The sequence below is a fragment of the Pseudomonas sp. GW821-FHT01D09 genome, assembly GCF_059422465.1.
Map to the genome: position 1 here is coordinate 66,214 of NZ_JBWKWY010000027.1, position 9,821 is coordinate 76,034.

12 protein-coding genes and 1 tRNA gene are annotated in these 9,821 nt (G+C 58.2%); 5 read left to right on the forward strand and 8 right to left on the reverse strand.

All coding sequences use genetic code 11. From position 1 onward, the window contains the following. Positions 1 to 242 (reverse strand): hypothetical protein (locus AC07W7_RS20640; RefSeq protein ID WP_495040023.1); only part of this gene is annotated, 242 nt, incomplete at its 3' end. A gap of 139 nt (positions 243 to 381) precedes the next feature. On the opposite strand from AC07W7_RS20640, the gene mgtE reads away from it, so the two are divergent. Beyond that, on the forward strand, positions 382 to 1,824 hold the full coding sequence (gene mgtE, locus AC07W7_RS20645; RefSeq protein WP_076962883.1) for a magnesium transporter: 1,443 nt from the start codon (positions 382 to 384) through the stop codon (positions 1,822 to 1,824). Positions 1,825 to 1,921: 97 nt separating this feature from the next. On the opposite strand, the gene AC07W7_RS20650 is transcribed toward mgtE, so the two are convergent. The 3 genes from AC07W7_RS20650 to AC07W7_RS20660 all read right to left on the reverse strand — a co-directional run bounded on the left by AC07W7_RS20650 (position 1,922) and on the right by AC07W7_RS20660 (position 3,087). Continuing rightward, positions 1,922 to 2,248 (reverse strand): Arc family DNA-binding protein, encoded by a 327-nt coding sequence (locus AC07W7_RS20650; RefSeq protein ID WP_076962882.1) that lies wholly within the window; start codon positions 2,246 to 2,248, stop codon positions 1,922 to 1,924. A gap of 423 nt (positions 2,249 to 2,671) precedes the next feature. Further along, positions 2,672 to 2,851, reverse strand: coding sequence for a PA3371 family protein (locus tag AC07W7_RS20655; RefSeq protein ID WP_495040024.1), 180 nt, complete (start codon positions 2,849 to 2,851; stop codon positions 2,672 to 2,674). An 11-nt stretch (positions 2,852 to 2,862) separates the two neighbouring features. Then, positions 2,863 to 3,087 (reverse strand): hypothetical protein, encoded by a 225-nt coding sequence (locus tag AC07W7_RS20660; protein WP_076962880.1) that lies wholly within the window; start codon positions 3,085 to 3,087, stop codon positions 2,863 to 2,865. A gap of 330 nt (positions 3,088 to 3,417) precedes the next feature. Between AC07W7_RS20660 and AC07W7_RS20665 the strand changes: the two genes are divergently transcribed. Both AC07W7_RS20665 and AC07W7_RS20670 read left to right on the forward strand, forming a co-directional pair. Further along, positions 3,418 to 3,494 (forward strand) — tRNA-Arg (locus tag AC07W7_RS20665). Between the two features lie 360 nt (positions 3,495 to 3,854). After that, positions 3,855 to 5,234, forward strand: a complete 1,380-nt coding sequence (locus tag AC07W7_RS20670) for an MFS transporter (RefSeq protein ID WP_076962879.1) — start codon at positions 3,855 to 3,857, stop codon at positions 5,232 to 5,234. Between the two features lie 60 nt (positions 5,235 to 5,294). On the opposite strand, the gene AC07W7_RS20675 is transcribed toward AC07W7_RS20670, so the two are convergent. The 4 genes from AC07W7_RS20675 to flgA all read right to left on the reverse strand — a co-directional run bounded on the left by AC07W7_RS20675 (position 5,295) and on the right by flgA (position 7,879). Beyond that, a complete protein-coding gene (locus AC07W7_RS20675) occupies positions 5,295 to 6,044 on the reverse strand; it encodes a flagellar brake protein (RefSeq protein WP_076962878.1) in 750 nt (249 codons plus the stop codon). A gap of 95 nt (positions 6,045 to 6,139) precedes the next feature. Beyond that, on the reverse strand, positions 6,140 to 6,607 hold the full coding sequence (locus AC07W7_RS20680; RefSeq protein WP_076962877.1) for a flagella synthesis protein FlgN: 468 nt from the start codon (positions 6,605 to 6,607) through the stop codon (positions 6,140 to 6,142). Between the two features lie 48 nt (positions 6,608 to 6,655). Further along, entirely contained in the window at positions 6,656 to 6,973 is a 318-nt protein-coding gene (gene flgM / locus AC07W7_RS20685; protein WP_076962876.1) for a flagellar biosynthesis anti-sigma factor FlgM, read from the reverse strand. Between the two features lie 141 nt (positions 6,974 to 7,114). Then, the gene (gene flgA / locus AC07W7_RS20690; RefSeq protein WP_076962875.1) at positions 7,115 to 7,879 is read right to left on the reverse strand and encodes a flagellar basal body P-ring formation chaperone FlgA; all 765 of its coding nucleotides are present in this window, start codon (positions 7,877 to 7,879) and stop codon (positions 7,115 to 7,117) included. 81 nt (positions 7,880 to 7,960) lie between these two features. On the opposite strand from flgA, the gene AC07W7_RS20695 reads away from it, so the two are divergent. Together AC07W7_RS20695 and cheR are read left to right on the forward strand one after the other, a co-directional pair. After that, complete coding sequence (locus AC07W7_RS20695; protein ID WP_495040025.1) at positions 7,961 to 8,893, forward strand: chemotaxis protein CheV; 933 nt, start codon at positions 7,961 to 7,963, stop codon at positions 8,891 to 8,893. A 43-nt stretch (positions 8,894 to 8,936) separates the two neighbouring features. Continuing rightward, positions 8,937 to 9,764, forward strand: coding sequence for a protein-glutamate O-methyltransferase CheR (gene cheR / locus AC07W7_RS20700; RefSeq protein WP_076962873.1), 828 nt, complete (start codon positions 8,937 to 8,939; stop codon positions 9,762 to 9,764). The last annotated feature ends 57 nt before the right edge of the window (positions 9,765 to 9,821 follow it).

Consider the following 9,821-nt stretch of genomic DNA (forward strand, 5'->3'; position numbering starts at 1 on the left):
ATACAAACAAAAAGCCCGCCAAGTGCGGGCTTTTTGCCGTCTGGGGTTTTATTTCCCGGCTGCCGGTTGAGCGTGGCCGTGTAGGAATAGTCTCGGACAGGGAGGTTTTTCTCTCGCCCATGTGTTTTCTTTTCTGCGGCTGTCGTCGCAGTTTCATAAGTGTGGGCAACACTCAGCTTTGTTGCGCAAGCGCTTGTTCTTTCCAGTTTTTTAACGTTTAAAGCGGGCGCACGGTGTATCATTGCGCCCGTCAGCCCCGCCGGGGCTTGTGGAATACCTCCATGGACTTACCCAGTAGTTACTCAGTACCCCGTTTTACCAATCATGAATTGACTGATTGATCCTTCCGGCGTGCCCCGCTGCTGGGAGTGGAGTTCGCCTATGACCGAAGTTGAAGTAAAGAAAACACAAGAAAGCCTGCAGGATCGCCTGGCTCAAGTCGTCGAGCTGCTGCAGCGCCAGCGTGTGGTCGAAGATCTGACCCATCGCCAGGAAGGCCCTCATCAAGACCGGGTCGAGAACCTGGTCCACCGGCAGAACCTCGTCGAATTGCAGCGCAAGCTCGATGACCTGCACTCTGCCGACGTTGCCTACATCCTTGAAGCCCTGCCGCTGGACGACCGTCTGACGCTCTGGCAGCTGGTCAAGGCTGATCGCGATGGCGACATCCTCCTTGAAGTGTCCGATTCGGTGCGGGAAACCCTGATCGCCGACATGGACGATCACGAGCTCCTGGCGGCAGCCAAGGAGATGGACGCTGACGAACTGGCCGACCTGGCCCCTGAACTGCCCCGTGATGTTGTGCATGAGCTGATGGAGACCCTCGACGGCCAACAGCGTGAGCGCGTGCGCTCCGCGTTGTCCTATGACGAGGAGCAAGTCGGCGCATTGATGGACTTCGAGATGGTCACCATCCGCGAGGATGTCAGCCTGGAAGTGGTCCTGCGTTACCTGCGGCGTCTCAAGGAGCTGCCGGGGCACACCGACAAGCTGTTTGTGGTCGACTACGAAGGTATCCTCAAGGGCGTGCTGCCGATCAAGCGCCTGCTGGTCAATGACCCGGATAAACAGGTTGCCGAGGTCATGGCCAGCGACCCGGTAAGCTTTCATCCTGATGAAGATGCCTACGATGCCGCCCAGGCATTCGAGCGTTATGACTTGATCTCGGCCCCGGTGGTCGACAAGAACGGTAAGCTGATCGGCCGTTTGACTATCGACGAGATGGTCGACCTGATCCGTGAAGAAAGCGAAAACGAAGTCCTCAACATGGCGGGTCTGCGTGAAGAGGAAGATATTTTTGCGTCAGTCTGGCGATCCCTGAGCAACCGTTGGGCGTGGCTGGCGGTCAACCTGATCACGGCATTTATTGCCTCGCGGGTCATTGGCCTGTTTGAAGGCTCTATCGAGAAACTGGTGGCGCTGGCGGCGCTGATGCCGATCGTGGCCGGTATTGGTGGCAACTCGGGTAACCAGACCATCACCATGATTGTGCGGGCGATGGCCCTGGATCAGGTGAGCACCGGGAACACCTCGCGCCTGATGCGCAAGGAACTGGCGGTGGGCTTGATCAATGGCCTGGTGTGGGGTGGGGTTATCGGTGTGGTGGCCTACCTGCTGTATGACAGCTGGTCCCTGGGCGTGGTCATGACCGCGGCCATGACCCTCAACCTGCTGTTGGCGGCACTGATGGGGGTATTGATCCCCATGACCCTGGCGCGCCTTGGGCGCGATCCTGCGATGGGTGCCAGTGTGATGATCACGGCCATGACCGACAGTGGTGGCTTCTTCATCTTCCTGGGCCTGGCGACGATCTTCCTGCTTTGAACCCAATAGGAGCCGGCAAGCCGGCTCCTGCATCCAAAGTAAAAATCCCATGCAAAAAAAGCCAGCGCAAGGCTGGCTTTCAGCGTTCAGTTGCCGATTATTCGGCTTCTGCGGCTGCCTCAACGTCGTGGGCAATCAGCGACACCAGCGCGTTTTGCTGACGATGGGACAGTTGGCGAAACCGCTGTAGCAGCTCACGCTCGTGCAGTGACAGCTCCGGGCTGTCCATGCGCATGTTCAGTTCGTCACCCAGCGCGCCTTCCTGAATAAGGCTTTGCTCCATGCGCGCGATGATTTCAGAGTTCATGCTGCGGTGATGATTGCGAGCCACCTCGGCAATGCGTTCCCGCATTCCGTCTGGCAGACGTACGACGAACTTGTCAGCCGTACGGCTGGAATAAATTGCCTGTTTCAATGGGCGCATATATTTAACCGGTTAGTTCAGGGGAGCGGTTTTTGGAATTGGCCGCAAGATGTGTGTTAGGACAAGGCTTGCGGACAAATGTTCAACCTGAATTGCAAAGAGGCCGCATCATGCCTCAAATTTGCCAGTTCCTTGGCGTCAATTCTGTGACAAATATTGAACTGACTACAGGCTTTATGCCAGTACTCATTTTCAAATTTGCGGACTGGTTGGAAAACTTTTCTGCCGGCCGATCTGACGGAGGATCAGCCCGCAGGCTCTCGATGCAAGAGGGTTTTCGGGCGCACATCCTATAGCAATGTGGCCTTTTGCCCTTAATTTTAAGACTAGTGGCAAATGGCCGATTTGCGAGCCGAGGCGATATAAGGTCGGGTGGCATGCGGAGGGGATTGGCAGGGTGTCAATCTCTCGTCGCAGAGGCGTTCAGCGCAGGACGGGGTCGAACTTGAAGCGATGCCCGACGACCACGGCGATCACCAATGCGACGGCGAACACGGCGCAGGCGCTGAGGCAAAGGGTCTGCCAGTGCGCCGATGGAGGATTGAGCCCCAGGATGCCCGTGGACACGGCCAGGACGAGAAATAGCCAGGCTGGCTTGGTCATGGTGGGCTCGCTTAGAAGATCCAGTGTTCAGAAGAGCTGCTGGCCTGCGTGCCCTGTGTCAGGTGAGCCGACGATTGGCCATTGGCTGTCATCACGGCCAGTTGAGGTCGTTGCTGGGTCTGGTGGCTACCCGTGTGGCTGATCTGTGCCGTATCGCTGTCGCTGCTGGCCTGGAAGTGGAACATCACCAGTACGGCCAAGGCCAGGGCGTTCAGGATCAGAAGTGTGCTGTTCATGGGTGTTTCCCCGTGTTCACGTGCAGGACCGTTTTATAAGCATAAAGAGTGCAGTCATCGTGCCAGCGGTTAATTTGAAAAATATCATTGTAAATCAATGATATAAATTGATCTCAAACGTATGGCTCGTTGCAATATGCAATGATGGCATTTCGCATCAATGCATTTTGCACGATGACGTGGGTGGGCCCGTGGGCCCAGGTTTATCGCTGGCGGGGCGGGATGAAGGCTTACGCCTAAAAAGCTGACGGACGACATGACAAAACTCACCTTGGCCGTTAACATGCACGCCGTCTGTCGCAACGCCATCTGGCCGTGCGCCTGTCATTAGTCCCAGTAGCTCAATTGGATAGAGCATCCCCCTCCTAAGGGGAAGGTTGGCCGTTCGAACCGGCCCTGGGACACCATTTGCAGTCTCGCCGCCCACCCGGCCGAGACGCTGAAAAACCCCGCTCAGCCTGCGCTGGCGGGGTTTTTTTATGGGTGGCTGCTTTCTTGGCCGTTTGGCCAGTGCCTTCAGCCCGGCTGGCGAGATATATTGTCACAACCTTGTACCGCGCCTTCTGCCTGAGTGCGTCTGACAGGTAACGCAACGGCGAAGGAACTGTTGGCGGTCGAGTTCATCGAAGGCTGCATGCTTGAACGTTACCGGATCCAAATGCTTCTGGGCGCCTGTGTCGTCAGGTGCCTGGGTTTAACGATGCTTCGCCCTCGGTCTATTGTGTCAATAGCCTGAAACCCACTGCAAGGAGCCGCTCGGACCGCCGATGCGCCAGATCTGGAAATCTTTTCGAGCCCTTTATTTCGCCTCCTTGATGATGCTGATCGGCTCCGGCCTGCTCAGTACTTACCTGGCCTTGCGCCTGGCAGCGGATAACGTCGACAGCCTGTGGGTCGGCGCGTTGATGGCGGCCAACTATTTTGGCCTGGTGCTGGGGGGCAAGATCGGGCATCGCCTGATTGCCCGGGTCGGGCATATCCGGGCCTATGCCACCTGTGCCGGGATTGTCGGTGCGGCGGTGCTGGGCCATGGCCTGGTGGATTGGCTGCCGGCCTGGATCGTGCTGCGGATCATCGTCGGCCTCGGCATGATGTGCCAGTACATGGTCATCGAGAGCTGGCTCAACGAGCAGGCGGATGCCAAGCAGCGCGGCGTGGTGTTCAGTGGTTATATGATCGCCTCCTACCTGGGCCTGGTGCTGGGCCAGTTGATTCTGGTCATGCACCCCCAATTGGGGCTTGAGCTGCTGATGCTGGTGGCGCTGTGTTTTGCCCTGTGCCTGGTGCCGGTGGCCATGACCCGGCGTATTCACCCGGCGCCCTTGCACCCGGCGCCGATGGAACCGCGTTTTTTTATCAAACGTGTGCCACAGTCCTTGAGTACGGTCTTGGGGGCCGGCCTGATCGTCGGCTCCTTCTATGGCCTGGCGCCGCTGTATGCGGCCCAGCAGGGGTTGAGCACCGAGCAGGTCGGCCTGTTCATGGGTAGCTGTATTTTTGCCGGCCTGTTGGTGCAATGGCCGCTGGGCTGGCTGTCGGATCGCTATGACCGGGCCTTGTTGATTCGCTGCTTCGCCCTGTGCCTGGCGGTGGCGGCATTGCCGCTGGCGATCATGACCCAGGTGCCGTTGGAAGTGCTGTTTGTCGCCGGTTTTCTGTGCTCGCTGGTGCAGTTCTGCCTCTACCCGCTGGCCGTGGCGTTTTCCAACGACCATGTCGAAGGTGATCGCCGGGTATCGCTCACCGCGATGCTGCTGGTGACCTACGGGGTGGGCGCGAGTATCGGGCCGTTGCTGGCGGGGGTGGTCATGAAGCTGTTTGGCAACCAGATGCTCTATGCGTTCTTCAGCTTGTGTGCCTTGATCCTGGTCTGGCGCATTCGCCCCAAGGCGGTGACCAACCTGCATCAGGTGGACGATGCGCCGCTGCAGCACGTAGCGATGCCCGACAGCATGTCCAGCTCGCCCTTGGTGGCAGCCCTCGATCCGCGTGTGGATGAGCAGGTGGTCCAGGACCAGATGCAAACCGCTGCGCCAGAGCCAGGGCCCGAGGCAGAACCGGAGGTAGAGCCGCAACCTGAGCCTGACCCGGCGGAGCATCCCGACCCGGATGAGCACCCGCATGACTTGAGTCGGGCCCGTCCCTGAAACAAAAAACGGGCAGTTCCCAAAGGAGCTGCCCGTTTTTTTGTGCCTGTGGTTCGGCGTTTACAGGTCGTCGTCTTTATCGAACCGTCGCGCCTCGCGCTGCAGTTGGTAGACAAAGCGCTCGACCTGGCGCTGCACCAGGCCGCTCATATTGTGGAAGCGCACACCGGCAAAGGTTGTGTTGATCCTTTCTTCAACGTGCAGGTAACGCAACTCCACCGCAGTGGTCATGCTGCCAAAGGGCAGGGCGGCAATAAAACGGTCGTAGACCTGGCCCAGTTGCAGGCGCTCGGAGATGTCCCCGTCAAAGCGCAGCTTGCAGCCGGTGGCGGAGATATCCAGCAACTGACCGCTGATAGGCGTCTTGAGTTTCTCGCCGCCCAATTCGATATTCACCAGTTGCGCCAGTTTCAAGGCTGCGCGAAAGGCATTGCGGCGCTGATGGTAGACCACTTCTTCAGGCAGGCTGCCTTTGTAGATACGGTGGCCGTCCTGTGTGCCGATTGTCAGGCTGCCATTACTGTCCCAGGCCACGCGCACGCCTTCGTGAAAGCCTTCGATGCGAAAGGCTTCGCCATTTTCCAGGTAGCGTTCACCGTCGGGCGGGATCATCTCGTCCAGGCTCAGGGTCTTGCTGTCCTTGTCGACCTCCACCAGGTAGCTCTGGAAGCGCTGGTTGCGTTCGTGAAAGGTGATGATCAGCGGGTCGTGGCTCTCTTGCAGCAGCCGCAGGGTGCTGGCAATTTCCAGAGGGGTGGTGAGGACCTTGGGTGGCTGCGGAGCATCTACCGCGCTAAGGGTGTTGAACACGGTTCTTCCATCTCCAGACAAAATACGACTACACGCAAGAACCGGCATTTTGCCAGTATGTGGCGCGCCTTGATAGGGCGCCCGATAAACCGGCGTCAGGCTTGGCTGAGGGTGCTGGGCTTGACCAGTCGCGAGGTGGAGCCCTGGGCGTTATACAGTGCTGGAGGTTCGCCGCCATGCAGGATGCGCAACTGGTTGGCGGTGGTAGCTTGCTGCAGTTGGATCGACTGGCCATTGAGCACATTGGCTTGCTGGCAGTTGATCAACAACTCATTGAGTGCTTTGCTCTGGGCCAGCAACTGGTCGCCGACCGACGAATGGCTGGCCAACTGTTCCAGGCCGCTGTGGTCAGCGGGCAGGCCCAGGCTGAGCAGGATCTGGCTGCGTTTCTGGCCGTGTTGTTCAAGCAGGATGATCAGCGATTGCTTGCGTGCCAGGATGTCTTCCAGCAGGCGCATGTCGCGACCGCACAGGGCCACGAATTCGTCTTGAAGCAGCTCCAGCAGGTGTTGCGCGGGAGCCAGGTCTTCAGTGATCAGTTGCAGCAGATTTTCGTCGTGCATGGCTGGCCTTGGGGTTTAAGCGTCCAAAAGCCCGGCGCAGGCCTGTGCCTAGCGCTCGGCTTTGATGATTTTGCCGGCTAAACGGTCGTTGTCGATCTGATAGCTGCCATCGGCAATCGCCTGTTTCAACTCGGCCACGCGGGCTTTATTGACAATCGGCTGATCGCGCAGCGAGTCAGTGATCTTCTGCAACTGTTGAGCCTCGTTGCTCAAATGGACCGATTCGCCACTTTGCGTCGAAACGGTTTGTTCTGCCTTGGCAGGCACTGCCGGTGCCTTGGCTTCAACGCTGTCCTTGGCCGCGTTGGTACGCGTGCTGCCGGGCGTTGCCTGGGCGTTATTCAATCGGCTGAAATCAATGACCATGTTAAAAAACCTCTGGGTATTTGGACGCTTGCCATGTTTTCGGCCATACCCGGACAAACTTTAGGCGCGATCGACAATAAACCTATGCCTCGCAATATCGTGCGCACAGTGTAGGAAAAGCCAGCGTCCCACGCCAGTAATCTATAACGCCACCTCCACTTGGCCAGGGGCCGTGACACGGGCCTTGATCACCCGCTTGGAGTTGAGGTTCTTGACGCGGATCTGTTCGCTCATCCCGCCATTGGCCAGGGCCTCCCCCGGCATTTTCACGTTCAGGCCGCCACTGCTGGCGGAGATCACCACCTGGTCGCCCTTGCGCACCACTTCTGCCTGTTCCAGGTGAACCAGGGTAATCACCTGGTCGCTGACCATTGGTCGGGTTAATTTCTGCCCAATGGCCTGATCCACAGAGGTGAGGTAGCCCTGGCTGATCTGGCTGATGTCGCGTTCGCGCATGGCCACGTCTTCAAAACCGATGATGCCGGTGCGCTTGAGTGGGCGGGTAACGGTCACCACTTCGCGGAACAATCGCACCTGGGCCGGCACGAACACGGTCCAGGGCGAGCTGCCGTCGCAGCGTACGCGCACGGTCACGCGGCCAATGGGCTGGGCGGGGCTTTCCAGTGAGCCTGTCAATTCCTTGTCGCACATGGGCATGCGCAAACGCGGGTCCAATGGGTTGACTTGGATCTCATAACGCCCCGGTGTCTGTGTGGTTGCCAGATAATCTTCTACAGTGAACTCAAGAAAGCCTTGAGTGACGCCGATAAGCAGATCAGGCAAGGTGACATTGTCGGCACGGGCCTGGTGGCCTGCGCCCAAGGCAAGCAACGCCATCCAGGCACAGAGCGATCTGCGGTACTGGGGCGAGCCAAGGCGTCGGAAAACTGTCGTTTTGATGTTCATAGCCAATAAAAAGCAAGGCTCGTGCCGTTTTGTGTTGGGTGCGCGTCGTACCCGTAAGTTTTGTAGCGTAGGAGTCTGGGCATGGCAGGTGTAATGGATTCAGTGAACCAGCGCACGCAGCTGGTAGGGCAGAATCGCCTGGAGTTGTTGCTGTTTCGACTCGATGGCAAGCAGCTATATGGCATCAACGTTTTCAAGGTACGGGAGGTGCTGCAATGTCCCAAACTCACCATAATGCCCAAGTCCAACCCCGTGGTGTGTGGTGTGGCCAACATTCGTGGCTCGACGATTCCGATTCTTGACCTGGCGATGGCCACCGGTACTTCCGGCCTGCAGGATCGCGAGAGCCCGTTTGTGATCATCACCGAATACAACACCAAGACCCAGGGGTTCCTGGTGCGCTCGGTGGAACGTATCGTCAACATGAACTGGGAAGAGATCCATCCGCCGCCCAAGGGCACCGGGCGCGATCACTACCTCACGGCAGTGACCCGGGTCGATAACCAGTTGGTGGAAATCATCGACGTCGAGAAGATCCTCGCGGAAGTAGCGCCGACGTCGGAACATATTTCGGTGGGTGTGGTCGATGAGCAGACCCAGCAAAAAGCCCTGACCCTGCGGGTGCTGACGGTGGATGACTCGTCGGTGGCGCGCAAGCAGGTGTCCCGTTGCCTGCAGACGGTGGGCGTCGAAGTAGTGGCGCTCAATGATGGCCGCCAGGCGCTGGACTATCTGCGCAAGCTGGTGGACGAAGGCAAGAAGCCGGAAGAAGAATTCCTGATGATGATTTCCGACATCGAGATGCCGGAAATGGACGGTTACACGCTTACGGCCGAGATACGCAGCGATCCACGCATGCAAAAATTACATATAGTCCTGCATACTTCATTGTCCGGTGTATTCAATCAGGCGATGGTCAAGAAGGTCGGTGCCGATGACTTCCTGGCCAAATTCCGTCCTGATGACCTGGCATCCCGGGTAGTCGACCGGATCAAGTCTGCAGATCACGGCTAGGGGCTTTCTCCCTGGCGGTCACACGAGTTAAGAGGCGGTTGCATTGTCTACGGGTAATTTGGATTTTGAACAGTTCCGGGTATTCCTGGAAAAAGCCTGTGGCATATTGCTCGGTGAAAACAAGCAGTATCTGGTATCAAGCCGCCTCAACAAATTGATGGAGCAGCAGGGTATCAAGTCCCTGGGCGAGTTGGTGCAGCGTATCCAGGGCCAACCGCGCAGCGGGCTCAAGGAGATGGTGGTCGATGCCATGACCACCAACGAAACCTTATGGTTTCGCGATACCTACCCCTTTGAGGTGCTCAAGAGCAAGGTATTGCCCGAGGCCATCAAGGCCAGTCCCGGCCAGCGCTTGCGCATCTGGTCGGCGGCCTGTTCTTCGGGGCAGGAACCGTATTCGCTGTCGATGTCCATCGATGAGTTCGAGCGGACCAACATGGGCCAGCTGAAGGCAGGGGTGCAGATTGTTGCCACTGACTTGTCCGGCACCATGCTGACCAACTGCAAGACCGGCGAGTACGACAGCCTGGCCCTGGGCCGCGGCCTGTCCCAGGAACGCCTGCAGCGTTACTTCGACCCCAAGGGCGCCGGGCGCTGGGGGGTCAAGGCACCGATCAAGAGCCGGGTGGAGTTCCGTTCGTTCAACCTGCTGGACAGCTACGCCAGCCTGGGCAAGTTCGACATCGTGTTTTGTCGCAACGTTTTGATCTACTTCTCGGCTGAAGTGAAGAAGGACATCCTGTTGCGCATTCACGGTACGCTCAAGCGCGGTGGCTATCTGTTCCTCGGCGCGTCCGAGGCGCTGAACGGCTTGCCGGATCATTACCAGATGGTGCAGTGCAGCCCCGGCATTATCTACCAGGCCAAGTAACAACTCGCTCAAAATGTGGGAGCTGGCTTGTCGGGTCGCCGCATCGCAGCGATGCGG

What these genes read in the sequence shown, in the direction of transcription:
- AC07W7_RS20670 (WP_076962879.1), top strand. Translation starts at nt 3,855, where the DNA reads ATGCGCCAGATCTGGAAATCTTTTCGAGCCCTTTATTTCGCCTCCTTG.
- AC07W7_RS20655 (WP_495040024.1), bottom strand. Translation starts at nt 2,851, where the DNA reads ATGACCAAGCCAGCCTGGCTATTTCTCGTCCTGGCCGTGTCCACGGGC.
- flgM (WP_076962876.1), bottom strand. Translation starts at nt 6,973, where the DNA reads ATGGTCATTGATTTCAGCCGATTGAATAACGCCCAGGCAACGCCCGGC.
- AC07W7_RS20650 (WP_076962882.1), bottom strand. Translation starts at nt 2,248, where the DNA reads ATGCGCCCATTGAAACAGGCAATTTATTCCAGCCGTACGGCTGACAAG.
- AC07W7_RS20660 (WP_076962880.1), bottom strand. Translation starts at nt 3,087, where the DNA reads ATGAACAGCACACTTCTGATCCTGAACGCCCTGGCCTTGGCCGTACTG.
- AC07W7_RS20695 (WP_495040025.1), top strand. Translation starts at nt 7,961, where the DNA reads ATGGCAGGTGTAATGGATTCAGTGAACCAGCGCACGCAGCTGGTAGGG.
- flgA (WP_076962875.1), bottom strand. Translation starts at nt 7,879, where the DNA reads ATGAACATCAAAACGACAGTTTTCCGACGCCTTGGCTCGCCCCAGTAC.
- mgtE (WP_076962883.1), top strand. Translation starts at nt 382, where the DNA reads ATGACCGAAGTTGAAGTAAAGAAAACACAAGAAAGCCTGCAGGATCGC.
- AC07W7_RS20680 (WP_076962877.1), bottom strand. Translation starts at nt 6,607, where the DNA reads ATGCACGACGAAAATCTGCTGCAACTGATCACTGAAGACCTGGCTCCC.